Raw genomic sequence first — 24,913 nt, forward strand, 5'->3', positions numbered from 1 at the left:
ACCGAGCCAAATCCACAATCTTTTCATAGCTAACAACCTTTAGTTAAGCTTTTCTTTTGTTTAAAATACCTTTAACAATCGGGAATGCAAATGATAATACAGATAAAATAATGAGTGACAGTGAAATAGGGTCTTCAAATAAAATCGAAATCGATCCGTTTGAAATGGTCATCGCCTGACGGAATGACTGCTCCATCATACCTCCTAAAATAAACGCTAGAATAAACGGAGGAGCTGGGAACGCAAACATTCGCATGACAAACCCTAGTACACCAAATGCAACTAATAAATATAAGTCAAATACACTAAAGCTAATGGCATATACACCGATCAAGCTAAACATTAAAACTAATGAAATTAACATCGGGCGCGGTATCGTTAAAATTCTAGCAATGTAAGGAATTAACGGTAAGTTTAATACAAGTAAAAAAACATTACCGATATACATACTTGCTATAATTCCCCAGAAGACCTCTGGACGGTCGCCCATTAACATTGGGCCTGGTTGAAGACCTAATACTAAGAATGCTCCGAGCATAACAGCCGTCGTACCGGACCCTGGAATACCTAAACTTAACAGTGGAACAAAGGCACCACTTGTTGCGGCATTATTGGAAGTCTCGGGTGCTGCTAATCCTTTAACGGCACCTTTACCAAACTCCTCTGGCTTTTTCGAAATTCTTTTTTCAGTGATATAACTAATAAATGATGCGATAGTTGCACCTGCACCAGGTAAAATACCTAGAATAAATCCTAAGAATGAGTGTCTACCAATTGGGCCGCTCATTTCTTTGGCATCACTCTTAGAAATCTTTAAACTACCAATATCTTTACCAGAGCCACCAAGTGACTTATGACGGTTCATGACTAGATAACACACTTCAGCAATAGCAAATAAACCTAATGCAATCACTAAGAAGTCAATACCATCTAATAGATTGGCACTATCAAATGTAAATCTAGATGTCCCTGTTTGTGGGTCAATACCAATTGTCGCAATCATAAAACCGACAACTGCAGAAATTAAAGCTTTTACTGTAGATCCTTCTGATAAACTTGAAATCGCTGTTAGACCAAGTAACATTAATGCAAAATAAGCAGGTGGTCCGAACGAGACGGCAACACTTGCAAGCATTGGTGCAAAATCATCAGTAACACAACACTGATCGTACCACCAGCAAAAGAAGAAATCGCAGCAATAGCAAGAGCTTTACCTGCTTTTCCTTGTTGCGCCATCGGATACCCATCAAAGGATGAGGCAACCGTACCTGATATTCCTGGTGCATTTAATAAAATGGAAGATGTTGAACCACCAAAGACAGCACCATAATACACACCTGCCATCATCACGAGCGCAAGTGAAGGGTCCATACCATACGTAATTGGAATCATAATAGCAATTGCACTGATTGGGCCAAGCCCTGGTAACATTCCGATAAACGTACCAACAAATACCCCTAGTAAAACGAATAGTATTCCTTGCCAGCTAAAGGCAACTTCAAAACCTGTTAAAATCCCATCGATCGCTCCCATATAACCCCTCCTCTCTTAATTGGTAATATTCCTTGTGGAAGTCTAATCTGTAGTAAATAAACAAATATACTGTATAAGAATATAGGGAATAAAATAGATACAATAGCATTTGAAATGTGTTTTTTATAACCTAAGAACCAAGTACAGAAAAACACAAATAATGCTGTAACCACAATAAATCCTAGGATTTCAAATAAAGCTATATAAAGTAATAACAAGACAAGTACGCCTAGTAAGACTAAGACATCTTGTTTAGGAATTTTCCGTTTTGCTTTTTGTTCTTCTGAATCATTGTCTTTAGAGAAAAATAACGCAATAGATAGAACTAATAACGTCCACCCCAACGCTTTAGGTATTGCATCCGCATCAACAGGGATGTATGGATAGGTTGGAAGCTGATGCGCCATATATAGATAACCTGCTGAAAGCAAGAACAATATCAAACCAATCTTGCGGTTAACCCCTTTAAACAATGAAACCCCTCCTCTCAATCTATACGTAAAAACATTCAGAAGCCAACGGGTCTCCCGTTGACTTCTATGAATGCGATTATTTTGTTAAGCCAAGTTCATCTAATAATGACTTAAGATTTTGTTTTTCTTCATCTAGAAACTTCTTGTACTCTTCGCTTCCCATGAACATTTCATTCCAACCATAGTTAGAACGAATTTCAGCGAATGCTTCTGATTCACTTAATTCTTTAAATTTCTGTTCATAGTATTTAACCGCTGCTGGGTCCATGTCAGCAGGACCGAAGAAACCTCTCCAGTTCACAAACGTTTCATCAATGCCTTGCTCTTTAGCTGTTGGGAACGTAGAAAGAACTTCACCTTCTAAACGCTCTTCTGAAGTAACGGCTAGAACCTTAAGTTTATCTGCACGTACTTGTTCTGCTACTTCCGCAACACCTGTTGAGAATACGTCGGCACTACCGTTTAATACTTGCGTTACACCGCCAGCATCTGGAGCAGATACGTATTTAATTTTTGTAATGTCTACTCCCGCTGCTTTCGCAAAGCGTACGAACTGAATGTGGTCCATACTACCAGGAGAAGATGTACCAACTACTGTTACACTTGATGGATCTTCTTTCATATCTTCAAAAAGCTCATTTAAGTTATCCCATTTAGCATCTTTAGCAACCGCAAACGCACCATAGTCTGCAATCACATTTGCAATTGGAGTAAAGTCTTCATGACCATATTCAGATTGACCATTTAATGGTACTAGTAAAATTGGAGAAGATGATACGAATAAGTTGTGATTGCTTCCTGCCTGCTCAGCCATGTAAGCCCAGCCAATCGCACCACCAGCACCTTCTTTATTCACAACTCCCATATCTTGTTCAATAATACCTTCTTCCGTTAATGTTTGGGCAGCCATACGAGCTGTTGTATCCCAACCACCACCAGCGCCTGCTGGAGCAACAATTTCAATAGATTCTGATGGCGTGAATTCTCCATTACTTTCGCCTGAAGCTTCCTCAGATCCACCTTCAGATTCCGAATCACTTGAATCTCCTTCTGATGAGCTATCCCCACCACACGCTGCTAAAACCATTAACAGCATTGCAAAATTGAGAATGCTAAAAATTTCTTCATCATTCTACCCCCTAAAATTTAATAAATTGTTAACTGATTTGTTTCAAAAATGTCAAAATTGAATCGCTACTCATCATACTAAAATGAAAATTCTAATTTGTAACCGTTTTCAAAATTAACGGTATAAAGAAAAATAAAAACATTTTGTTCATTTTGTTCACGACACTAGAAAAGCGCGGAGCGCCTGTTTAACCACGCAGTGCGCCGACTAACTACGGCCGCGTCCTGCGGCCAACGTCGGCACTAGAACGTCCTGTTCGTCGCTGAACCGGCTAAACTGAGATAAAGGAAACACGATGAGTTTCGCGAATCGATGTTGACTTATCGTAGGTTTAGACAGGAAGTCACCCAGTGATTGGGCGCTACGCGCTAGACAGTGCTAAATAAACATAATTAGTCGAAGCGTGACTAGAAATTATTATATTTAATAGCTTATAAAAAAAGAGCCAAAAACAGTCCTAGCTGCTTTTAGCTCTTATAATACTTTCGCTCTGGTCTACCCACAATTCCGTATTCTAATTCTGCTTGACACTCACCTTCTGAAATTAAATATTCTAAATATCTACGGGCAGTCGTTCTAGAGGCTCCCATCTGCCTGCCCATCTCCTCAGCTGTTAGCCCTTTTTCCTTTTCAAGAATTTCCTTCACCTTTTTAAGTGTTAAAGGATCAATTCCTTTCGGAGTATCTTGTTTCATATGAGATTCAGATAATCCTTCTTGACCGAAATACTGATCTAACAGTGTCTGGTCAACTTCATCATGCTTACTGAACTCTTCTTTAAATTGTTTAAACTTCTCTATCGCACTGACAAAACGATCGAGCGTGACTGGTTTAATAATGTAATCAAAGATCCCCTTTTTCAAAGCTTCTTGTACAATTTCACGGTCGTTACCGGCACTGATCATGATAATACCAATTTGAGGATCAATCGATCTAATCTCATCAATGGCCTCCGTGCCTAAACGATCTGGCATATAAATATCGAGAAGTAATAAATCAACTGGATGTTCTTTCAAATTTTGCATTGTATCTTTAGCATTTAGAGCTTTGAAAACAACCTCACAGCCACCAACTTTATTGACAAATTCCTCGTGAATCATCGCCACACGATAATCATCTTCTGTAATCCCTATTTTTAACACGTTTAATCAGACCTCCTCTCTTTTCGGTAGATACACGGTAAATGTTGTCCCTTCTTCACTGCTCTGTAATTCAATCGAACCATTTAATTCTTGAACGGTTTCCTCAACAATGGATAGACCATACCCTCGGTCAGTTCCTTGCTTGGTTGAAAAACCTTTTTCAAAAATTTGTTCTTGAATAGCATCTGGGATCCCTTTTCCGTTATCAGTTACTTCAAAAATAATATCGTTCCCTAAATCGGTTACGAAAAATGTAACCTGCTTATTATGACGATCTTTCACAGCATCAAAGGCATTATCAATTAAATTGCCTAAAATCGTAATCATCTTTGATGTGTTAAACCACTCAGGAAGTTTGGATAACGAGCTATTTTCATCTATGACAAGATCGACTTTCTTCTCCGATGCTTTACCAATTTTTCCGGTTAAAATCGCTTGAACGGATTCATCTTCTATATACTTAAACAGCTTCTTCGTTTGATGTTGATGCTGCTTGTATTCTTCTTGAATTAGATCTATTGCTTCTTGATAGTGCCCGAGTTGCAGCATGCCTGAAATCACATATAATTTATTCGTGTACTCATGCGTCTGAGCCCGTAAGTCTTCTGAGTAACTCTTCACTTCAGATAACGCATTTAACATTTCTTGAATCTCAGTTTTATCTCTAAAGCTCGCAACCACTCCAACAACCTGTCCATCTTGTTCATAGATGGGTGTCCGATTAACAATTACAACACGATTTCTCAAAATCATTTCATCATCAATCATTGAGTTGCCACTTTCAAGAACTTTAAACATTTTAGTGTCTGGTAATACTTCATCAATATGTTTATATTTTGCTTCTTCAGTTAGTCCTAACATTTGCCTTGCTGAATGGTTCAAGATCGTAATGCGTCCCTCTCGATCAATAGCGACAATCCCTTCTTTTACAGAACGTAAAACCGCTTTTCTCTCACGATATAACGAAACAATTTCATGTGGTTCCAATCCTAAAATATCATTTCGAATGCTCCTCGTTAGTAAAACACTTCCGAAGCTTCCGAGCATGAGTACGATTAGAGCAGATATTAGTAACACCTGCATTCGGTCAAAAATGGTACTTTTTATATCTTCTAACATAAACCCTACTGATACAAGGCCAATGACTTCCCCTTTTTCGTTAAAAATAGGCGCCTTACCACGAAGTGATGGACCAAGAGAACCAATAGCTTCCGATTGATAATACTCACCATGGATGAGAGCTTGGTCATTATCTCCGCCTACCATCCTCTTACCGATCTTATATTCCTGAGGGTGGGAGTAACGAATGCTGTCTTTGTTTCCGACAACTATAAATTCTGCTCCTACCTGCTCACGTATTCTTTCAGCTATCGGTTGAATGACTTTAGAAGGGTTCTCAGATTCAAAGGCATCAATCACCTCTGGCATTAACGAGATGGACGTAGCCACATCTAATGCTCGTTGTCCCATTGATTCCTTCGTCTGGTTCCATTCGATATATCCATTAATACCTGTGATAACAACCGTCACGAATAGTAGTAGCGTGGTAATCATCGTTATGATTTTAGTTTTCAGGGAAAATTTATGACGCATCTGCCTTCTCCTCTTTATGTGTTCTTGGATGCAAATAAATAACACTTTCATTTTAGTACATTGTACCATCTCGAAAGTGTTATAGGGATGCTGTTTACATAAACCCTTTATACCTCTTTTTCACTAAAGCAGAATGAACGTATTCGATCATCGTTATATAATCGAACACCGGAAGCCCGGTTGCCTGCTGGATAGCCTTGCCATAAGGCGGTAGACTGCTGCATTCTAACAAAATCATCTTCACCTCTGGTTCACGAGTCACTAAATCTATCGCAACTGACAAGGCTTCTTGTTCAACCACCTCAGGGTCTAGAAGGCCATTTTCAACATGCGCAGCCAGGCGAAAGTGTTCTTGTGTTTCCATACCAATAACCGATATTTTGCCAGGGTCCACATATAATCCCATACCGCTAATTAAATCGTGATCAAAGTATGTCGAATGACTACAAATAATGCCGATTTTCTCATTTGGTCCGAGCATGGCGGACATAAATGGTAATTGAAGAAGGCTCGATAAAAATACGGGCACCTTTAATTCCTTAGCAATTTCTTTTTGAAACATGGCCATATAACCGCAATCACCTGTTATGGCGCGTACACCTTCTTTTACAAGCTCGTGCCCCGCTTCAAGAAGAGGCTCAACTAATGCCTGGTCCTTTGTTAATAATTGATCAAACGTCAAACCTTGGACTCGCTGGAACCTAACAGGAAATGAATACGTGGTGGCATTTCCAACATCACCTGGCACAAACGGTGTGTACGTGTCCATTAACAATATACCAATCGACTCACCATAACTCACCTGACCCGGGTTCGCTCGGTATAACATCTATGAGTCCTCCGATATTGGCCTGCTAAAAAGTTCCCCAAACCCTGTCTGATTGGTTAACTTTCCAGCGATTCTTAGTGCTTCCCAAAAACTGACTTGGTTTGCGGTTAACACAGGCTTCTGAACAGCATCTTCTAGACCTTCAAGCCAAGCAGCCGAATGCAGGGCTGTATCTGGTATCAATAATGTGTCGGCATTAGATGTATCATACTGAGTTACAAAGTCGATGACATCTTCACGGCGTAACGTACCAACTTCCGCTGCGGTTATGATACCTTTACTTGAGTATTTAACAACTTCAAACCCGTGTGACTCGAGAAATTCTTTAAATAGCTGAGCGATATCTTTTGGGTAAGTCGCCGCAATCGCGACACGATTAGACCCCATTGCATCTAAAGCATGAATGAACGCCATCGCTGTTGTCGATGCCGGCACCTTTAAAGCATCTTCTAAAACTTTTATCTGCTCCTGAACACCTTCAATGCCTAATGTAAAACTGGCACTCGTTGATGTCCACATGACCGACTCAACGCCTTCTCCTTTTAAGTATTCCGCTCCTTCAAGTAATCTTTTATTACTGCCCATTTCTGTTAACGCCTCAACCGTATGCGCATCTCGATTAAAATTCGTATGTACTAATTTAACATCAACGGATGGTTCCACCATCATACTGAGGTAAGGATAATCATCCTCTGCCGCAAACCCAGGATATAAAAACCGATCTTCGTCACCGAAACCCCTCCTTTCCAATAGACTATGACGGATGCTTGCGACTTTTTCTAACTTTTTAGAGCAGTATAAAATGTTTTTCAATTAACCGTCCCCAACATTAGATTAATCGACCTCAATTTTGGGTTTATCTAATACTTTTTCAGATTTATCGACCCCAGTTTTGGATTTATCTACCCTTTTTACGATATATCGACCTTTTAATCCGTTTTATCTACCCTTATCTCAGATTTATCTATTAATCTTTAACTTTTCACTTCATATTCGACCAATTTTTGAGACATTTTTTAAAAAAATCATGATACGCTTAAGTCAAAAGGTTTTCTGAAAGTGGTGATCGCGTGAAAACAATCGAGACGGATGTTCTAGTCATTGGCTCTGGAACTGCTGGGCTATCAGCAGCTACATATGCAGCGCAAGACAATAAACGAGTACTCATCTTAGATAAAGGTGCGCTCGGCTGGAGCGGCTCTTCAACGGGAGCCGTTCAGGTGGCAGGACTTGGGTCGTGGTCACACGAACAAGATGGGCCTGAACCATACTTACAAGATATTTATAAAAGTGGGCGTGGCCTTAGTAGCCCCGTACTTGCACAAACTCTTGTGAATGACATTAAAACTAGATTAGAAGATTTAATCGACTGGGGACTGAAACTGGACCGCGAAGGTGAGCAAGTGACTGTGTCCCACACTTCCGGACATTCCCTCCCTCGCTCAGTTAGTGCCAAAAAAGGTAAAACAGGCCTTGGCCTTTTACATACGTTAAGAAAAAAAGTAACCAAAGACGACCGGGTAGCAACATGGAGTGATGTGATGACCGTCGAACTTCTAAAGACACACAAACGAGTCTATGGTGCACTAGTGTTGGACTTATCGGACAACACATTTTATAAGATTAAGAGCAAAGCAACTATTCTAGCAACGGGCGGAGCCGGACAACTATATCCTATAACTAGTAACCCCGTTCAGTCGACTGGTGATGGTTATGCCCTTGCACTAAAAGCCGGTGCATCTTTAATAGATTTTGAGCAGGTGCAGTTTTATCCAGTTAGTATTATGGAACCAAAGTCTATCGCAGGTCTGTGCATCAGCTTTTATCATTATTCGAAACTTTTTTAATAAACATGGCGAACGATTTATGAAAAAATACGCTCCAGACACACTTGAAGATGCCACTCGTGATAAGCTATCTATTGCCATTGCATCCGAAACCGCTGAAGGCCGTGGTCCGATTTGGCTCGATGCAACAGAAGTCATCGATCAAGTTAAAAAAGAGTTTCCACACGAGTACCAGCTTTGTAAAGATAGGGGAGTCGACCTTGCGATTGAGCGTGCTCAAGTTGGCCCGGCAGCTCACTTTATAATGGGAGGAGTCCGAATTGATCAGGACGGCCAAACGGATTTAGACGGGCTTTTCGCAGCAGGTGAAGTGGCGGGTGGTCTGCATGGAGGTAATCGCCTTGGCAATAACGCCTTATCTGAGTGCCTCGTTTTTGGTGCTCGTGCTGGACAGAAAGCTGCAGCGTACTCACAAAATTCCAATAACATTTCGTTGGAACCATTACATCTAAACCTTAAAGGTGAACATCGCCCGCATGAAATCAAGTCAGAAATTCAAAGAGTGATGTCCGATTATTTTGGGGTGATTCGAACGAGTGAAGAATTAACTACAGCTTTATCAGAGATTAACACCATCAAGCATAAGCTTAAGGATGTGCATATTTCATCTATTAAGCCTTACTCAAGGGAAATCATCGACTACATTGAGGCTACCCATATGACCCTTACAGCTGAAGCAATGACTTTATCGGGCATTCACCGTAAGGAAAGCCGAGGAGCACACTTTAATTCAGATTTTCTAGAACAAATGAGTCCTGCCCACCATATTTTGGTTCGGTTGGGGAACAATCAATTGAAAGTTCTGCATAAGGAGGTCAAGTCTGATGAATCTTCACGTCAAAATTGATCGCGGTTCGCATGTGAGTGAGTACCATGTCAATTGTCCTAAAGTTATGACTGTGTTAAATGTTCTAGAAAAAATTTATCAGGAACATGACCCTAGTATCGCTTATCGTTTTTCATGCCGAACAGGGCTTTGCACAACATGTATGATGATGATTAACGGCAAGCCTGACTTAAGCTGCCAGAAAAATGCTGAAGCCGGGAGTGACGGTTATTTAACATTGGCTCCCCTACCGAAAGGATACACAATACGCGATTTAGTTAAAGAATATTAAGTTTAGTTACTAAGCAGATGATTTTATGTTAAGCCACTTACATTTTACAATTGCATTTGAATAACCTTTGAAGCTACACACATATTAATAACATGAATTTAAAATGAGGTGACAACATGAAAGCAATAGTCATGAATGAATATGGTCATAAAGACGTTTTAAAAGAACAGAAGTTTGAAAGGCCAACTCCTGAAGAGGGACAAGTCATTGTGAAGGTGAACGCAACTTCCATTAATCCAATTGACTGGAAACTACGCGAAGGTTACCTAAAGATATGGTGCCTTTTGAATTTCCTATTATTTTAGGATGGGACGTAGCAGGCGTCGTGGATGAAGTCGGTGAAGGCGTGAACGATTATCAAGTCGGAGATCAAGTCTTTGCCCGCCCTGAACTGACAAATCGCGGAACATATGCAGAATATACAGCAGTTGACGCTCACTTGCTTGCGAAAATCCCAGAAAACGTAAGCTTTGAAGAAGCTGCAGCAACGCCACTAACAGCGCTAACGGCATGGCAGTGTCTATTTGAACACGGCAGCGTTAAAGAAGGCGACAAGGTGTTAGTCCATGCAGGCTCAGGCGGGGTCGGTTCCTTTGCAATCCAACTTGCTAAAAACGCCGGTGCATATGTCGCAACAACTTGCAGCACGAAAACGTGGAGCTCGTCAAAGAACTTGGTGCCGATGAGGTCATTGATTACACCAAACAAAACTTTGAAGAAGAATTAACAGACTATGATTTCGTCCTTGACACGTTAGGCGGAGATATTCAAGAGAAAAGCTACAAAATCTTGAAGTCAGGCGGCGAACTTGCGTCAGTTGCTGCACCACCAGAAGAAGAAAAGGCTAATGAGCACGGCGTCAAAGCATTCTTCGTATGGTTAGAACCAAAAGGCGAACAGCTTAAACAAATCGCGAATCAAATGAAAGAAGGTAACCTCAAGGTCATTATTGGCCACCGCTTCCCGCTAACGGAACAAGGAATTCAGGATGCACACGAACTAAGCGAAACCCACCATGCGAAAGGGAAAATTGTTATCAATGTTGAATAAATTTAAGAAGGCATCAAGCTAGAGCTTGGTGCCTTATTTATGGGGAACTAACAAAGCATCCCTTACTTGATCGAGAATTTTTCTTTGAAAATCGGACTTAGTTCACTCCAAACGTCGAACTTATTTCCATCTAAATCTGAAAACACAAAGTTTCTACCTGGATGTCCGCGATCTTCAATTTCTCCAACCTGCACTCCGCGATCTTTTAAATCACTATGTAAAGAACTTAAAGCTTCCAAACCGTTTACTTCAAATGTTAACGAAAACCACTCGATCCCTTTGTAATCTACAAAATTAGCGCTTTGGTTTTCCTCTGATTTGACCAAAACAGACTCTGATTGGCAAAGTTGATAATGGCTTTATCGTGGTCTTGATAACTCAGTTCCGCTCCTAGCTTTCCAACATACCATTCTATTGATTGTTCGACGTCCATTACAGGTATATAATTCGTACCGACTCTAACCAGCTCTTTCATCATTCTTGCGCCTCCTCAACATCCACTCTTGTATTTAAATCAATTTGAATGCATTCTAGCGTAGGGTTATTTAATAGTTTCATAGCCAGCTTTTCATTGCCGCCCAAAATAGAGAAATCAGAATCGTAATCTGTATACAAACACCAACTTCTCTCATTGTCCCACAAGTAAGTTGGAGAACCCAATCCGGCGCGGTTGCCACTGTTGTACACCTTTAAAACATTACTTAATAACCCGTTATATAGTAGCCCATCCTTGTAGTCTTGCAAATCAGGAACTTCATTTACCAATTTTAAAATGTCGTAATAAAAATGACATTGACCCTGGTCCGTAAATGGCATCAAGACTGAGGTTAGCTCGTAGCAGGATTTCTCATCCAAACTCCCCTCTTCACCTAAAATTAAATATCTCGGATAACCGCCTAGCTTTCTCGCAATTTCTGCTGAACTATACTCTTTCGAATATGTGAGTCCATATTTCTTAGCTAGTTCTCGATGATAGATTCTCTCGCCAATAACAGGCTCAAATGTATCTGAATCGAATTCACTGTATAGCAGCCACTCATCTTGAATACTTAAATCTCGGTAAATTTGGGTGTAGTACTTTAATATAATGACTATACGTATTAGGCAAAAAATTCGAAACTTGAACCCCATTCGATTGATTTAAATCGATCGTTTCGTCCTTAATCCATTGTAGATTCTTTAGAACATCCCCTTCTAACAATTTTATACTCTCCCAAACCGTTTTAATAATTTATATCGATCGACCGTTAAAATGCCTTGCCAATACCGTCTTGAGATGGCAAATTCATTCGGATACTGCCCCCATTCCCAGGAGATATCCCAAATCCCTTCATCAAGCAGATCCTCAATAAAGAAATTTAGATTCTTCTCAATCAGCGAACCAAACTCCTTTGCAAGCGGATCATCAGGACTTTCTACAAAATCTAATGGAAAAGGTTGATAACTTGTCCCCCACTTCGATGGGTCTTGCTCGACGGTCTGTAAAATAAGGTTATCTACTTTTCTACTAACCTCTTCAAATGCGTAACCTGTCTGCTCTTTAAACTGAGCTTGATTAGATTCAAGTAACTTAACCATCTGATTAAAATTGCTAATCTCATGAAAGTCCATGTCTTCTGCACTCATAAGACGCCTGCAAGCCTTAGTAAGCGAATCCCAGCCAACTTGCCAAGCTTCATCTTTTTCGTTAGACCAATGTACTAAGAAAGCGGCTAGCTCTGCACTCGGGTTAAACATCCAGTTATTCTGAGCATCTTCTGAATAGCCCCACCACGGTGCATGAGGGTAGTCGTTGTTTTCTGGTATTACTGATGCCCACATACCAAGGTCCTTATCATACGTGTTGATTAAGTACGAGATCGTAGATTGCACCATGTCGTGATTAGCCCGCACATCCAAATCTATTAAAATTTGCCCTGCAGCCCACGTCGCCATCGCATTCGAGTGTGGCACCCAGAAATCAGGTTCTATACCGTGCCCAAACCCTCCGTCTTCATTTTGAAATGCCTTTAAATGTTTTAAAACCTCATCCTTCGTTCCATCCTCAAACTTATAAGCCCATCTCGCCGCCTCTAAAGGCTCGCATGACGCTTAATCCATCTAGAAGATACTTCAAAAGCCTTCGTTTTTACATCTAACATAAACTAACCCCGCTATTACTTTTATTTACTAATACATAAGTTCGACAACATTTTATTTAATCCTTTTATCTTGTTTTTAAGCCACACACCCTTCCATCACATTTGATATACTAGCCTTAATACAAGTTATATTTGAAGGTGAAAATATGTTTAAACTACTCATCATTGAGGATGACGAGTCCCTTTTTAATGAAATCAAAGAACGACTTACTCAGTGGTCTTATGATGTTTATGGGATACAAAATTTCGAGAAAGTTATGGAAGAATTTACAGGCATCAAACCAGACTTAGTTGTGATCGACATTCAGCTTCCTAAGTATGACGGGTTTCACTGGTGTCGAATGATTCGCTCGCATTCGAACGTGCCCATTATTTTCCTATCATCACGCGATCATCCAACTGACATGGTTATGTCGATGCAGCTAGGCGCTGATGACTATATTCAAAAGCCGTTTCATTTCGATGTACTCATCGCGAAGGTTCAAGCGACGCTTAGGCGGGTATATAATTACAATACCGATCATGTTCAGCTGAAAACATGGTGCGGGGCCACGATTGATTACGAGAAAAATGAAGTGACTAATGACCAAGGCAGCATTGAGTTAACCAAAAATGAAACATTTATTTTAAAGAAATTAATTGAACATAAAAATAAAATTGTTAGCCGGGAGTCCCTGATTAACAGCCTATGGGAAGATGAACGGTTCATTAGCGACAACACGCTTACTGTAAACGTTAACCGTTTACGTAAGCGACTTGGTGAAATTGGTTTAGGTGATTACATTGAAACGAAAGTTGGACAAGGCTATATCGCGAAAGAAGGAACACCCTAATGTTGATTAAGTTTTTAATCGAACGTATTAGTTGGATTCTAATGATTTTATTCATGCATGGCCTTATTTTATTCATTGCGTATGTAGATTCAGCAATTGCAATTCAATCCATTTTATACTACACATTTTTTATCTAACTTAGTGTTTTTGCTCTTTTTCATCATTCGTTATAAACGAGAAACAGACTTTTACAAAAAGCTGAACGACCGGGCTAATTTATTAGATGAATCTGAACTACCTGAACCAAAGTCGCCATTTGAAAAGATTGTGTCACAAAACGTTACGAAACAAACCGAACAATTAAAACAAATCGAATCTAACAACCGAACGAACTTAGAACAGGAAAAAGACGAGTTACTGTCGTGGATTCATGAAGTTAAAACACCTCTAACCGCTATGCAACTCATTATCGACCGAATTGAAGATCAGGCGCTTAAAACCAGTCTAGATTACGAATGGCTTCGGATTCACCTCCTTCTTGACCAACAATTACACAAGAAGCGAATGGCGATTATTGAAAATGACCTTTACATTGAACAAACAAATTTAGAACCAATTATTTATCAAGAAATTAAAAATCTAAAATCATGGTGTATTCATAAAGGAATTGGGTTTGACATTGACTTAAACGAACCTAAAGTATTAACAGATGGTAAATGGCTTGCCTTTATGGTGAGACAGTTACTCTCTAATAGTGTGAAATACAGTGAGAACTCAGATATTCTCATACAAAGTTTTGAACAAAATGGACAGACCAAACTCAAGGTGCAAGATGATGGTCGTGGAATTGATGATAAAGACTTACCACGTATTTTTGAAAAAGGATTTACATCTACGGCTAAACATCAGGATAATTCAGCTACTGGAATGGGATTATATTTAACCGAGCAAGTAGCTAACTCATTAAAAATAAACTAAATGTCGAGTCTTCAGTAGGAGAAGGATCGACTTTTACACTAACGTTCCCAAAGAAAAATGACTTCGTTCAGATCGCAGGTGACTTATGATTAGATTAATCACATGTATCATCATCTCACAACTTTTATTTGTCACATTAATCCCAGTTTGGGAAGAACTAATTGAATATCTTAATATTCTCGTCATAGCTGTTGCGTGGCTAAGTATCACCACTATCGGTATTATTTTCGGATTGCTTTGGAGTAAAAAGAAAATCAACCTTTCTGTCACGACTGTTCATGTTGGCATGTTATTTTACACAGCAGGCTTAATCATTTTGCTCTTTTTCAGACCAAACGGACCAGGCGCTGACAATATTAATGTCATCCCTTTTGAAACGATTAAACTCTATTTGTCAGGAAACGCCGAGCCCTTAGTCGCTTTATATAACATTGGAGCAAACATTGTCTTAACGATTCCGCTTGGGATCTATTACAGACTCGTTGCTAAAAAACCTAGTCTGTTAACCTATTGCTCATTGCTGTTTTATCTATTTCTATTATTGAAGTTTCTCAACTCATTTTAGGCCGCGGCAGCATGGATATCGATGATTTAATCCTTAATACAACAGGGTTTATAGTAGGGTACCTTTTAACTCCTCTTATCCAAAAAAACGCTTCACATAACACGCATGTGACGAAAAATGTCACATGCTTTTTCTAATTGTTAGGTAAAATGAAGGAAAAGAATCCCATACCCCATTTACAATGAATTCAGATGAACGGAAAGGAGTTTTTAACATGAGCCTACTTAAAGCTCACAAAATCCATAAAAGTTACGGAAACAAATTTAACAGACAAGAGGTCTTAAAAGGAATCGACCTCACACTTGAGCAAGGTGAATTCGTTAGTATTATGGGGGCATCTGGTTCAGGTAAAACGACGTTACTTAACGTCCTATCTTCCATTGATCAAGTCAGCCATGGGACGATTGAAGTAGAGGGTAACCTCATCACAAGTATGAAGTCGAAAAAACTTGCGGAGTTTCGTAAGCATCATCTCGGGTTTATATTCCAAGAGTATAATTTACTCGATACATTAACGGTTAAAGAAAATATTTTACTGCCTTTATCCATTCAAAAAGTATCAAGGAAAGAAGCGAGCGAACGTTTTGAATCACTTGCTAATGAATTAGGTATTTTAGATATTCAAGATAAATATCCTAATGAAATATCAGGCGGTCAAAAACAGCGGACATCAGCAGCAAGAGCTTTCATTCATGAACCAAGTATTATTTTTGCCGATGAACCAACAGGAGCACTCGATTCAAAATCCGCTTCCAACTTATTAAATAAATTAAGCGATTTGAATGAAAAACTAAAGGCAACGATCATGATGGTCACGCACGATCCCGTAGCCGCCAGCTACAGTAAACGGGTCATTTTTATAAAAGATGGGCAAATTTATACTCAATTAAATAAAGGCAATGAAGACAGGCAAAGCTTTTTCCAAGACATTATGAAAACGCAAGGCGTATTAGGTGGCGTTCAGTATGAACATTAATCAGCTCATCATTCGTAACCTTAAGAAAAACTTAAGTAACTACTACCTCTACGTCTTTGCCCTAATCTTTAGTGTCACAATTTATTTTGCCTTTGTCACATTACAATACGACCCATCCATGGACCCTGCAACTGGGACGATCAAAGGTCAAGCGGGGGTCAAAGCGGGCTCTGTTGTATTAATCGCAATCGTTGGGATATTCTTGATCTATGCGAACAATTTATTTATCAAAAGAAGAAGTAACGAAATTGGACTTTTTCAGTTAATCGGCATGACTAAAGGACGTATTTTTCGTATATTAAGTATTGAAAATTTCATCCTTTACTTTAGCTCAATGCTAATTGGTATTTTGCTTGGATTCTCAGTTTCAAAATTAATCGTCATGATTGTGTTTAAAATTACAGGCGTTGAAGCTGTTGCGACATTATCATTTTCACAAGAAGCGCTCATTCAAACTATACTTGTTTTTCTAGGCATTTATTTACTAATTATGCTGACGAACTATCTATTTATAAAAAAACAAAGCATTCTAGCTTTATTCCAAGTTCGGTCTTCAACAGAAGTCAAAGTCAACGTTTGTCTATTTGGCAGGTCATAATAGGAGTCTTAGGCATTGGATTAATCGGAACAGGATATTATGTATCTCAGAAGCTATTTGATCTAGCTTTTTCCTCTATTAATGGAATGGCTTTTGCCATGGCGTTCATTCTAGGTTCCGTCATTATAGGCACTTACTTATTTTACAAAGGATCCGTTGCGTTTATTTTCCAGCTCATCCGAAGACAACATAAAGGCTACCTCAACATCAATAAAGTTATGTCGTTATCTTCCATTATGTTTAGAATGAAATCAAATGCATTATTGCTAACCATTATTACGACTATCTCAGCTCTTGCAATCGGATTTTTAAGCTTAAGTTATATCGCTTATTATTCGGCAGAACAAATGGCAGAAGACTATGTGGTTCACGACTTTGCATTAGTTAATGAAGAATCCGTAGATAAGTTTACAACAGCCTTAGAAAGTAACGATATTGATTACTCTATGAAACAAGTTGAGGTCATTCAGTACGTGGCAGATGCCTCAGACATTCTCGATTTAAATATGGATCAAGATGACGCTATTATGGTTGATCCTAGCCAGTATCAAGTACCAGTCGTTAGTGATGCAGATTTTGAACAAATCAATGTTGAAAAAAATGAAGCACTATTACACGGCTACTCTGATCTTACGATGAGCTTTATGAAAATTAAAGACTCAGGAACTCTAATTTTTAAAGGTCAATCGGAAAAGTTTGAACTTCAGCAAATTGGCCTCAAGCGTGAGCACCTTGTTTCGTCATACTTTAGTGGAGGCGGTTTGCCATTAGCTGTCGTTGATGACTCAACTTATGAAAAACTAAAACAAGACTTAAACCCAGACATCCAAATGAGCACTAAATTGTTCACAGGAATTGATGTAAGCAAAGGTGACTTACAGAAAGCCAATGAATTATACATCAGTCAGAATTTAGAAGAATGGGCTGGCAATGATTCACAACTGAAGTCGAGCCAAGATCAGAAAATGAACATGGGGCTAATCATGTTTATCGTGGGCTTCCTTGGACTGACTTTCCTTGTCACGTCGGGCTGCGTCCTGTATTTTAAACAAATGGACGAAAGTGAAAGCGAACAGCCCAGTTATACAATCTTAAGAAAGCTTGGATTCACTCAGTTTGATTTATTAAAAGGTATTCAGCTTAAGCAATTATTTAACTTTGGCATCCCGCTCGCAATCGGACTTCTGCACAGCTATTTTGCCGTTCAGTCAGGTTGGTTCTTATTCGGATCAGAGTTGTGGACTCCAATGCTCCTCGTCATGGTTCTTTATACAGCTCTATATTCGATCTTTGGCATCCTGTCTGTCATTTATTATCGTAAAATCATCGGCAATGCGCTGTAGCCTGAGGGTTATGAGGAAAAATTCATTTTATGAGGAAAACGGAACACCCTTGCTCAAAAGGTGTTCCGTTTTTTCTCTTTTTGATATACTTGAGTTTAGTATTTTGCACTGAAAGGAGGTTATCTATGATTAGAAAAATTGAAATCGGCGTTCTAGCTATTGGCCTATTAATCTTTATCTTAGATTATACATATGACGGGTTTACACTTTCAGACACGAACTTATTCTTACTCATTGCTGTCGTTACAGGTGTATCCGCACTATCGGCATACAAAGAAGGTAAAAATCGTTCAGTTATATCTACTTTCTGTTCTCTTCACTTTGTCTTGTCACCTTTATTGTTTTGATATTAAATTAACTTCACAAGTCCGGCCGCGACTTAAAACCGGCATCACTTTATTCTTCGTCCACACACCAAGGGCTATAGAAATAACCAATTCTATAATCCGAATGAGTTCATGATCAATCCCAACCAAAGGATGAATTAATGAAAACATAATTAAATATATAAACGTAAACAACGCTATTAAAAATGAATTAAGAAAACAAATCATGTTAACCACCTCATACATGATTGTATCACAGAGGGATTACGCTGCCTTCCAATACGTCTTGAAACCATTATTGATTAAGCGACCCTTCTTTGGTACCTGGGTCATAATCAAATAAACATTCAGCATGTCGACACATGAAGCGATCGCATTAAACAAAATGAGTACCTTCATAAGTGGAGTCAGCATACCTACTAAACTTAAAACAATTGGCAATAAGATTGATAGAACGATAAACGGCGCAAATGAGATCACCAAGAATCTAGACCTTGAAATAATATCCTCTGTTAAAACAAACCCTGCCTGCCAGGTAATCCCGATATAAGTTTTCTTAGACTTTATAAAATGAGGTACAAAGATTAAATGAATAAGTTCATGTACCACAATCAAACCAAGTAGCCATAATAAATGACTCCCATTAATACTGATTGTGACACTTGAATCTGTAACCCCAAAATCTTTAAGTGACAAACCAGAGGTAGCTTCTATAACGACCCAACAAATAATTAGATTAATCAGCATGAAAGGAATGGACAAAAGTGAAGCCAACCCTATACTTTTTGGCTCCTTAAGTGGTGTCCACTTGTCCCCAATTAATTCCTCATCAAATGTTGGGTCTTCTTTCGGTAAACCAAATTTTATTTTCAATTGAGATCGTCTCCCTTAGGATATCTTTAATCAATTATACGAACAGGAAAACCAATAAGTTTCATAGAAGTAAGACTAAAAGAATCTGAAAGGAGATTGTCTATGAAAAATATTGGAGATCAAATACAATTTGACATCTACAAAACATGAGAAACCCAGATCCTGACAGACTTCCCGTTTCATATGAGGAATGGGAAAAGGCAGCACGTCACAAACTGGAAGACGGTCCTTTTTATTACGTTAAAGGTGGTGCAGGTGGAGGCCGTACCATGGATGCTAATGTCTCAAGCTTTAATCGCTGGCAAATCGTACCTAGAATGCTCAACAATGTAGATGAGCGTGACCAATCCATTCAGTTGTTTGGCCAATCATTCCCATCACCTATTTTACACGCCCCAATCGGAACTCAGTCGGTCATTCATAAAGAAGGCGAACTTGGTTCAGCAAAAGCTTGTGCGGAATTAGGCATCCCGTACATTGCAAGCTCTGCCTCAACTTTTCCAATGGAAAAATCGCAGAAGCTATGGGAGATGCACCTCGTTGGTTCCAGCATTACTGGAGCCGAGACCCGGAAATTGCCGCTAGCTTCGTCAAAAGAGCCGAGGCCTCAGGCTACTCTGCTATTGTGGTCACACTCGATACTCCTATGATGGCATGGCGAGAGGATGATTTACGGAACGTATATTTACCATTTCTCATTGGAGAAGGTGTTGGAAACTACTTCACGGATCCAGCTTTCCTAAGTAAACTCGACCAATCACCTCAAGATGATCCAGAAGCAGCGGTCATGCACTGGACGAAAGTATTCGGAAATACAGGACTTACTTGGGATGACCTAGCTTTTCTAAGAGAACACACCAACTTACCAATCTTATTAAAAGGAATCCTCCACCCAGAAGATGCTGAACTTGCATTAAAATATGGCGTCGATGGAATCATTGTCTCTAATCATGGCGGTAGGCAGGTAGATGGAGCCATTGCAGCCATTGATGCATTGCCGCTTATTACTGATACGGTTCAAGGTCGAATCCCGGTATTAATGGATAGTGGCATTAGGCGTGGTTCCGATATCATTAAAGCCATGGCATTAGGTGCTAAAGCCGTTTTAGTTGGCCGTCCAGCCATGTACGGACTAGCAGTAGATGGTCAACGCGGCGTAAAAGAAGTCTTACAAAACCTTGCAGCGGACCTAGACATTACGTTAGGATTAATTGGGAAGAACTCTGTCAATCAAATTGACGAATCCGTAATTGTTGAAGCACAAAATTTAGATTGAGGGAATCAGTGAAGTAAGAGGTTAGTAAAATGAAGAAACTCTTTAGTATTACCACGATCATGATTGTCGCCATCATAGGTCTATTTGTTTGGTTTCAAAGTCAGAATCAAACATGGGCATTTGAATATGTAAATTTAGACCATGATAATCTACCATTATCTGAAAAACATGCCCTCACAGTCGCCAGCCGTCATGTAGAAGGGCGTATCAATACTTATCTACCGAATCAGGAGTCACCATGGGACACACCATCTGGAGTAAATTGGTCAGATGAACTACGAGAAGAGATTGATGTCGTAACAGACAAAGAGGATCACTTCGTAGTAGAGTTTAGGCATCGAGGCGACTTTTGTGATCAAAAATTTGTTTATGTTAAGAAAAAGACAGGTCACGTTATAAATGTACAAAATGGTTATAGTAAACACGAAGCCTGTGAATAAACAAACCCACTACGATTGGTGTAGTGGGTTAAATTAATAAGCTTTCTTTTTCAAATGGAAAATATCTTCATCGTGATCCATTAATTTATGTTGAATATACTCGGCCTTTTCGTTTAAACTATCAAGTCCTTTTTTAAGTTGACCTTGTCCTTCTTTTAGTTCATTAATGCTCTCGGTGTTTTGCTCGACTTTCTCAGATAAACCTTTGACTTCGCCTTCTAGACCATTTACCCTTTCAGATAAACCATCGACTTTTCCTTCTAGATCATCTACTCTTTCAGTTAAAACATCAACCTTACCTTCTAGACCATCTACTCTTTCAGTTAAAACATCAACTTTTCCTTCTAAACCTCTAAACTGACCCGACAATTCACGAATGGCTTGCATAATCATATTAAATTGTTGTGTTTCCAATTGAGGTTCCTCTCCTTCAATCGATTTACTAAGAATATTATACAACGGAACCTCCAAAACATAAATAGTTAAAATTCGACATAGACAGGTAGAGCTTCATCATTCAAACAGGCCTCAATTCGCTCTCTAAAGTTTTTATACTCTACCATTTTAATGCCTCTTCAATCGGAAAAAATCCAACCTCTAAGCTTTCTGGACTCGTTGTTGGCTTACCACCTATTGACTTACACAAAAATAATGTATTGCAAATCGAACGCTCAACATTTTGAAAAATACCACAAAATTTCAAGACTTCAACATCTATACCAGACTCTTCTTTCGTCTCACGAATCGCAGCTTCACGTGGTGACTCACCTTCTTCAACTTGTCCACCTGGCATTTCCCAGCCTCTTAATGGGCCCTTGATTAACAACAATTCATTATGATCATTTAAACGACCGTTGCTGCAGACACGATGTGCTTCGGTGGGTTCATCATGCTTCCTCCAGTTCCTATGTATGAACTTTTTGCTCAAGACTAAAACCATTCTCGACGTATTCCCGAATCTTTTTCCACTCGCCTTGTTCTTGGCGAAACGTTTCAGCGAATAACAATTTAGAGTTGACTAATGATCCATCCAACTCAAACGTTACTAGGAAAACCGCAACCCCTTCTTGCTGACTATTAATATCAATAAATAGATCTTCAAAGTGCCATTTAGGATTTCTGCCTTCAAACTGCTTGTAAGCCTGATACCAGCCTTCTTTTGCAGCATCAGCACCCCAGTCTGAGACTTCCGCATCGGGATTTGCCCAGCGGACAATTAGATCCTTTGATTGATGGGCTGACATCCTTTCAGCATCCAAGCTATTCCATGATTCACGGTATTCCTTTAAGAAACGTTTAAAATCGTTTAGTAAATTTTGATCCATAAAGATCAACCTCCTATTACTAACAATTCTATTAAAGTAAAAATATTCCTTTGAAATTTAAAAACTACTAAATTCATTAAACTATATCACTTATTTTATGAAGTGAAATACCAGAATCTTCTAAGTCAGTTGTGATGTGCTTTGCAAAATCTAATGCATGGGGCCCGTCTCCATGAATACAAACCGTTTGTGCTTCAATCAATACATCACTGCCTTGAATGGACACTACTTTACCTTCTGTGATCATTCTTTTTACCTGATTAACAGCCGTCTCATGATCTTTAATTAGGGCGTCTCGTGACGTCTAGACGTTAAAGAACCATCCTCTTGATAGGTTCGGTCTGAGAACACTTCGCTCGCTGTTCTTAAACTTGCTTTTTTACCTGCATTAACTAGTTCACTACCCGGCAAGCCGAATAAAATTAATTCAGGGTCGACTTTGTATACTGCCTCTGCGATGGCTTCAGATAAATCCGCATCTTTCACAGCCATATTAAAGAGTGCTCCATGCGGTTTTACATGCTGAAGCTGACCGCCTTCAGCTTTTACAAATCCATATAATGCTCCAATTTGATAGACCACTAGATCATAAGCTTCCTGAGGCGAGATTTCCATCGGTCTACGCCCAAATCCAACTAAATCCGGCAGTCCAGGATGAGCTCCAATCCCAACATTTTTACCAAGTGCTAAACGCACCGTTCTTCGCATAGTGGCAGGGTCTCCTGCATGAAACCCGCATGCAATATTGGCAGATGTTACATAGTCAAGGATTTCTTTGTCTCGACCCATCTGATAAGCGCCAAAGCTCTCACCCATATCACAGTTTAAATCGATCTTATTCATGTTAGCCCTCCTTTATCTTGTTAAAAACTGAATTCTTAAGCTGAAGAAGTTCTTCTTCTCTTTTAAGAAAATCACGCTGTGCTTCTTCGATATTTACTTCTTTAAAATTTACCGCCATTCCCGGCTTCAGCTGGGCAACCTTTGGCAAATCAGCAGATGCCACTTGCGCAACCTTAGGGTAGCCTCCTGTCGTCTGCCGGTCTGCGAGTAAAATGATTGGCTGACCGTCTGAGGGTAGTTGAACCGTCCCAAAGCTAACCGCTTCTGATGCCAGTTGAATTGGCTGTTCTAATTCGAGAGGTGGACCTTCTAATCGGTACCCCATTCGATCAGACTGTGGAGTAATTTTAAAGGGTTGGTCAAAAAGAGCTTCTTTACTCTTTTGATCTAGTAAATGATACTGCTTTCCTGGAATTACCCGAACTCAGAATTCTGATTCACATAATTGGTAAACTTAGACGTTACGGCCCAGTTCACTTCATAGAATTCTTCATAAGAGACTTTTGATTCTAACCTTGTAAAAAACATTTGCGAAGTTATAGAAAGTTCCTTTATCTCAAGTTGATCACCTTTTTGAAGCGCGCGTCCATTAAAGCCACCTATACCAGCACGTAAATAAGTTGACTGGCTCCCCATCACCTCATCTACTTTCAGGCCACCAGCAATGGCTAGATAGGCCCTACACCCTGTCTTCGTTCCTTTAAACGATAGAACGCTCCCTTTCTTAACGATGATCGGACGCCACGTTTTAATGGGTTGTCCATTTATTTTCGCTGTTAAATCACCGCCGCAAATCGCAATGAGGTGATCATGTTGAAATTCTAATTCAGGTCCAAGCAAAGTAAGCTCAAGGGTTGCTTCAATTTCCGAATTACCCACTAATAGGTTAGCGATACGATGAGCTAATAGGTCCATGACTCCGCTTGCGATCACACCATACTTCTGATACCCGATTCTTCCTAAATCTTGAACATTCGTAAGGAGGCCAGGCTTTTGAACTTCAATCATTGCTCTGCCTCCTTCTCTAAAAACTCATCATAAGAAATTGGCTTAAACTTAATTTTGTCCCCTGCTTGAAGCAAGGTTGGTGGAGATTGTTCAGGTTTAAAAAGCTTCAATGGCGTTCGTCCAATCAACTGCCAACCTCCTGGGGTCTCAATTGGATACACACCCGTTTGGTTATTCGCAATCCCTACTGTTCCATCTGGAATTTTTAACCTTGGGGATTTTTGACGAGGTGTGGCAATTTGTTGATCCATCCCACCAATAAACGGAAACCCTGGTGCAAAACCCAGCATGTACACTAAATAATCACCATTTGAGTGGAGCTCGATTACCTTACTGGTTGATAAACCATTGTACTCGGCTACATATTCCAAGTCTGGCCCGAACTCACCACCATAGCATACAGGAATATCCACAACTCTAGGTTCGATTTGTTCCTTAACCTTTACATCTGCTAAAAGGACCTTGAGTTGATCACAAACATAATCATATGGTAACTGACCCTCTGCTTGTTTTGATACTTTTAAGATGTCATAAAATACCGTCACCGAAGCGTAAGCAGGAATATATTCAATCACCCAATCAATGGATACTTCTTCAAAATAAGCGACCACCATTTCAACTTTTGGTGATTCTCTATATTAATACTTTGACCTAACTCAATCACAACAGCCTGGTCACCTAACGGTTGCAGTCGAAAATCCATATTATCTCCCTTTAAAGTCTGAATTTAATGA

Annotated in this window: 23 protein-coding genes and 9 pseudogenes; 13 read left to right on the plus strand and 19 right to left on the minus strand. The window is 39.5% G+C overall.

Annotated elements, in window-relative coordinates:
• Positions 1-43: 43 nt before the first annotated feature.
• The 7 genes and pseudogenes from JCM13188_RS04165 to JCM13188_RS04195 all read right to left on the minus strand — a co-directional run bounded on the left by JCM13188_RS04165 (position 44) and on the right by JCM13188_RS04195 (position 7,512).
• A pseudogene (locus JCM13188_RS04165) lies at positions 44-1,431 on the minus strand (tripartite tricarboxylate transporter permease).
• 77 nt (positions 1,432-1,508) lie between these two features.
• Positions 1,509-2,006 (minus strand): tripartite tricarboxylate transporter TctB family protein, encoded by a 498-nt coding sequence (locus tag JCM13188_RS04170; RefSeq protein WP_054752352.1) that lies wholly within the window; start codon positions 2,004-2,006, stop codon positions 1,509-1,511.
• A 76-nt stretch (positions 2,007-2,082) separates the two neighbouring features.
• Positions 2,083-3,093 carry a tripartite tricarboxylate transporter substrate binding protein gene (locus tag JCM13188_RS04175; protein WP_279401369.1) on the minus strand — a complete coding sequence of 337 codons (1,011 nt, stop codon included), beginning with the start codon at positions 3,091-3,093 and terminating at the stop codon, positions 2,083-2,085.
• A gap of 509 nt (positions 3,094-3,602) precedes the next feature.
• Positions 3,603-4,277 carry a response regulator gene (locus JCM13188_RS04180; protein ID WP_054752357.1) on the minus strand — a complete coding sequence of 225 codons (675 nt, stop codon included), beginning with the start codon at positions 4,275-4,277 and terminating at the stop codon, positions 3,603-3,605.
• Positions 4,278-4,283: 6 nt separating this feature from the next.
• Positions 4,284-5,870: an ATP-binding protein gene (locus tag JCM13188_RS04185; protein ID WP_054752359.1), complete on the minus strand. Its 1,587-nt coding sequence runs from the start codon at positions 5,868-5,870 to the stop codon at positions 4,284-4,286.
• Between the two features lie 94 nt (positions 5,871-5,964).
• Entirely contained in the window at positions 5,965-6,699 is a 735-nt protein-coding gene (locus JCM13188_RS04190) for an aspartate/glutamate racemase family protein (RefSeq protein WP_054752361.1), read from the minus strand.
• Positions 6,700-7,512: a maleate cis-trans isomerase family protein gene (locus JCM13188_RS04195; protein ID WP_279401370.1), complete on the minus strand. Its 813-nt coding sequence runs from the start codon at positions 7,510-7,512 to the stop codon at positions 6,700-6,702.
• A gap of 257 nt (positions 7,513-7,769) precedes the next feature.
• Between JCM13188_RS04195 and JCM13188_RS04200 the strand changes: the two genes are divergently transcribed.
• From JCM13188_RS04200 to JCM13188_RS04215, 4 genes and pseudogenes are all read left to right on the plus strand, one after another.
• A complete protein-coding gene (locus JCM13188_RS04200) occupies positions 7,770-8,546 on the plus strand; it encodes an FAD-dependent oxidoreductase (RefSeq protein ID WP_054752362.1) in 777 nt (258 codons plus the stop codon).
• 19 nt (positions 8,547-8,565) lie between these two features.
• Complete coding sequence (locus JCM13188_RS04205) at positions 8,566-9,393, plus strand: FAD-binding protein (RefSeq protein ID WP_054752365.1); 828 nt, start codon at positions 8,566-8,568, stop codon at positions 9,391-9,393.
• Positions 9,371-9,664: a 2Fe-2S iron-sulfur cluster-binding protein gene (locus tag JCM13188_RS04210; RefSeq protein WP_054752367.1), complete on the plus strand. Its 294-nt coding sequence runs from the start codon at positions 9,371-9,373 to the stop codon at positions 9,662-9,664. Before JCM13188_RS04205 ends, JCM13188_RS04210 begins: the two co-directional genes overlap by 23 nt.
• A gap of 116 nt (positions 9,665-9,780) precedes the next feature.
• Positions 9,781-10,714 (plus strand): annotated as a pseudogene (locus JCM13188_RS04215) (NADP-dependent oxidoreductase).
• Positions 10,715-10,776: 62 nt separating this feature from the next.
• Here JCM13188_RS04215 and JCM13188_RS04220 read toward each other — a convergent pair.
• The 3 genes and pseudogenes from JCM13188_RS04220 to JCM13188_RS04230 all read right to left on the minus strand — a co-directional run bounded on the left by JCM13188_RS04220 (position 10,777) and on the right by JCM13188_RS04230 (position 12,649).
• Positions 10,777-11,192, minus strand: a pseudogene (locus JCM13188_RS04220) (VOC family protein).
• Positions 11,189-11,845 carry a hypothetical protein gene (locus JCM13188_RS04225; RefSeq protein ID WP_054752369.1) on the minus strand — a complete coding sequence of 219 codons (657 nt, stop codon included), beginning with the start codon at positions 11,843-11,845 and terminating at the stop codon, positions 11,189-11,191. The pseudogene JCM13188_RS04220 and the gene JCM13188_RS04225 overlap by 4 nt, the downstream one beginning before the upstream one ends.
• A gap of 72 nt (positions 11,846-11,917) precedes the next feature.
• A complete protein-coding gene (locus JCM13188_RS04230; protein ID WP_279401371.1) occupies positions 11,918-12,649 on the minus strand; it encodes a hypothetical protein in 732 nt (243 codons plus the stop codon).
• 352 nt (positions 12,650-13,001) lie between these two features.
• Between JCM13188_RS04230 and JCM13188_RS04235 the strand changes: the two genes are divergently transcribed.
• The 7 genes and pseudogenes from JCM13188_RS04235 to JCM13188_RS04260 all read left to right on the plus strand — a co-directional run bounded on the left by JCM13188_RS04235 (position 13,002) and on the right by JCM13188_RS04260 (position 18,435).
• Positions 13,002-13,688: a response regulator transcription factor gene (locus JCM13188_RS04235; RefSeq protein WP_054752371.1), complete on the plus strand. Its 687-nt coding sequence runs from the start codon at positions 13,002-13,004 to the stop codon at positions 13,686-13,688.
• Positions 13,688-14,695 (plus strand): annotated as a pseudogene (locus tag JCM13188_RS04240) (sensor histidine kinase). Before JCM13188_RS04235 ends, JCM13188_RS04240 begins: the two are co-directional and overlap by 1 nt.
• The gene (locus JCM13188_RS04245; protein ID WP_054752373.1) at positions 14,692-15,171 is read left to right on the plus strand and encodes a hypothetical protein; all 480 of its coding nucleotides are present in this window, start codon (positions 14,692-14,694) and stop codon (positions 15,169-15,171) included. Before JCM13188_RS04240 ends, JCM13188_RS04245 begins: the two are co-directional and overlap by 4 nt.
• Entirely contained in the window at positions 15,117-15,308 is a 192-nt protein-coding gene (locus JCM13188_RS20365) for a VanZ family protein (protein WP_369404815.1), read from the plus strand. Before JCM13188_RS04245 ends, JCM13188_RS20365 begins: the two co-directional genes overlap by 55 nt.
• 77 nt (positions 15,309-15,385) lie before the next feature.
• Positions 15,386-16,147: an ABC transporter ATP-binding protein gene (locus JCM13188_RS04250; protein ID WP_054752375.1), complete on the plus strand. Its 762-nt coding sequence runs from the start codon at positions 15,386-15,388 to the stop codon at positions 16,145-16,147.
• Positions 16,137-18,088, plus strand: a pseudogene (locus tag JCM13188_RS04255) (FtsX-like permease family protein). Before JCM13188_RS04250 ends, JCM13188_RS04255 begins: the two are co-directional and overlap by 11 nt.
• 125 nt (positions 18,089-18,213) lie before the next feature.
• Complete coding sequence (locus tag JCM13188_RS04260) at positions 18,214-18,435, plus strand: hypothetical protein (protein WP_054752377.1); 222 nt, start codon at positions 18,214-18,216, stop codon at positions 18,433-18,435.
• Here the strand turns inward: JCM13188_RS04260 and JCM13188_RS04265 are convergent.
• Complete coding sequence (locus JCM13188_RS04265) at positions 18,424-18,642, minus strand: hypothetical protein (RefSeq protein ID WP_054752379.1); 219 nt, start codon at positions 18,640-18,642, stop codon at positions 18,424-18,426. The genes JCM13188_RS04260 and JCM13188_RS04265 overlap by 12 nt on opposite strands.
• A 36-nt stretch (positions 18,643-18,678) precedes the next feature.
• Positions 18,679-19,287 (minus strand): DUF3267 domain-containing protein, encoded by a 609-nt coding sequence (locus JCM13188_RS04270; RefSeq protein WP_054752381.1) that lies wholly within the window; start codon positions 19,285-19,287, stop codon positions 18,679-18,681.
• Between the two features lie 146 nt (positions 19,288-19,433).
• Here JCM13188_RS04270 and JCM13188_RS04275 point away from each other — a divergent pair.
• Positions 19,434-20,563: pseudogene (locus JCM13188_RS04275) on the plus strand (alpha-hydroxy-acid oxidizing protein).
• Positions 20,564-20,592: 29 nt separating this feature from the next.
• Positions 20,593-21,003, plus strand: coding sequence for a hypothetical protein (locus JCM13188_RS04280; protein WP_054752383.1), 411 nt, complete (start codon positions 20,593-20,595; stop codon positions 21,001-21,003).
• A gap of 33 nt (positions 21,004-21,036) precedes the next feature.
• Here JCM13188_RS04280 and JCM13188_RS04285 read toward each other — a convergent pair whose 3' ends face one another.
• The 7 genes and pseudogenes from JCM13188_RS04285 to JCM13188_RS20370 all read right to left on the minus strand — a co-directional run bounded on the left by JCM13188_RS04285 (position 21,037) and on the right by JCM13188_RS20370 (position 24,882).
• The gene (locus JCM13188_RS04285) at positions 21,037-21,417 is read right to left on the minus strand and encodes an SH3 domain-containing protein (RefSeq protein WP_279401372.1); all 381 of its coding nucleotides are present in this window, start codon (positions 21,415-21,417) and stop codon (positions 21,037-21,039) included.
• Between the two features lie 68 nt (positions 21,418-21,485).
• Positions 21,486-21,891: pseudogene (locus tag JCM13188_RS04290) on the minus strand (NUDIX hydrolase).
• A gap of 17 nt (positions 21,892-21,908) precedes the next feature.
• Complete coding sequence (locus tag JCM13188_RS04295; RefSeq protein ID WP_054752386.1) at positions 21,909-22,328, minus strand: nuclear transport factor 2 family protein; 420 nt, start codon at positions 22,326-22,328, stop codon at positions 21,909-21,911.
• Between the two features lie 76 nt (positions 22,329-22,404).
• A pseudogene (locus JCM13188_RS04300) lies at positions 22,405-23,171 on the minus strand (LamB/YcsF family protein).
• A 1-nt stretch (position 23,172) separates the two neighbouring features.
• Positions 23,173-24,179 (minus strand): annotated as a pseudogene (locus JCM13188_RS04305) (5-oxoprolinase subunit C family protein).
• Entirely contained in the window at positions 24,176-24,790 is a 615-nt protein-coding gene (pxpB, locus tag JCM13188_RS04310) for a 5-oxoprolinase subunit PxpB (protein WP_369404816.1), read from the minus strand. The pseudogene JCM13188_RS04305 and the gene pxpB overlap by 4 nt, the downstream one beginning before the upstream one ends.
• Positions 24,751-24,882, minus strand: coding sequence for a hypothetical protein (locus JCM13188_RS20370; protein WP_369404817.1), 132 nt, complete (start codon positions 24,880-24,882; stop codon positions 24,751-24,753). Before JCM13188_RS20370 ends, pxpB begins: the two co-directional genes overlap by 40 nt.
• Positions 24,883-24,913 lie beyond the last annotated feature (31 nt).

The organism is Piscibacillus salipiscarius JCM 13188 (assembly GCF_001311865.1).
Lineage (GTDB): Bacteria > Bacillota > Bacilli > Bacillales > Alkalibacillaceae > Piscibacillus > Piscibacillus salipiscarius.

Bases quoted from the DNA above. Each gene is read 5' to 3' on its own strand.
- JCM13188_RS04175 (WP_279401369.1), bottom strand. From the start codon at position 3,093: ATGGTTTTAGCAGCGTGTGGTGGGGATAGCTCATCAGAAGGAGATTCA.
- JCM13188_RS04185 (WP_054752359.1), bottom strand. From the start codon at position 5,870: ATGCGTCATAAATTTTCCCTGAAAACTAAAATCATAACGATGATTACC.
- JCM13188_RS04190 (WP_054752361.1), bottom strand. From the start codon at position 6,699: ATGTTATACCGAGCGAACCCGGGTCAGGTGAGTTATGGTGAGTCGATT.
- JCM13188_RS04205 (WP_054752365.1), top strand. From the start codon at position 8,566: ATGAAAAAATACGCTCCAGACACACTTGAAGATGCCACTCGTGATAAG.
- JCM13188_RS04210 (WP_054752367.1), top strand. From the start codon at position 9,371: ATGAATCTTCACGTCAAAATTGATCGCGGTTCGCATGTGAGTGAGTAC.
- JCM13188_RS04225 (WP_054752369.1), bottom strand. From the start codon at position 11,845: ATGGGGTTCAAGTTTCGAATTTTTTGCCTAATACGTATAGTCATTATA.
- JCM13188_RS04230 (WP_279401371.1), bottom strand. From the start codon at position 12,649: ATGGCGACGTGGGCTGCAGGGCAAATTTTAATAGATTTGGATGTGCGG.
- JCM13188_RS04235 (WP_054752371.1), top strand. From the start codon at position 13,002: ATGTTTAAACTACTCATCATTGAGGATGACGAGTCCCTTTTTAATGAA.
- JCM13188_RS04245 (WP_054752373.1), top strand. From the start codon at position 14,692: ATGATTAGATTAATCACATGTATCATCATCTCACAACTTTTATTTGTC.
- JCM13188_RS04250 (WP_054752375.1), top strand. From the start codon at position 15,386: ATGAGCCTACTTAAAGCTCACAAAATCCATAAAAGTTACGGAAACAAA.
- JCM13188_RS04260 (WP_054752377.1), top strand. From the start codon at position 18,214: ATGATTAGAAAAATTGAAATCGGCGTTCTAGCTATTGGCCTATTAATC.
- JCM13188_RS04265 (WP_054752379.1), bottom strand. From the start codon at position 18,642: ATGATTTGTTTTCTTAATTCATTTTTAATAGCGTTGTTTACGTTTATA.
- JCM13188_RS04280 (WP_054752383.1), top strand. From the start codon at position 20,593: ATGAAGAAACTCTTTAGTATTACCACGATCATGATTGTCGCCATCATA.
- JCM13188_RS04295 (WP_054752386.1), bottom strand. From the start codon at position 22,328: ATGGATCAAAATTTACTAAACGATTTTAAACGTTTCTTAAAGGAATAC.
- JCM13188_RS20370 (WP_369404817.1), bottom strand. From the start codon at position 24,882: ATGGATTTTCGACTGCAACCGTTAGGTGACCAGGCTGTTGTGATTGAG.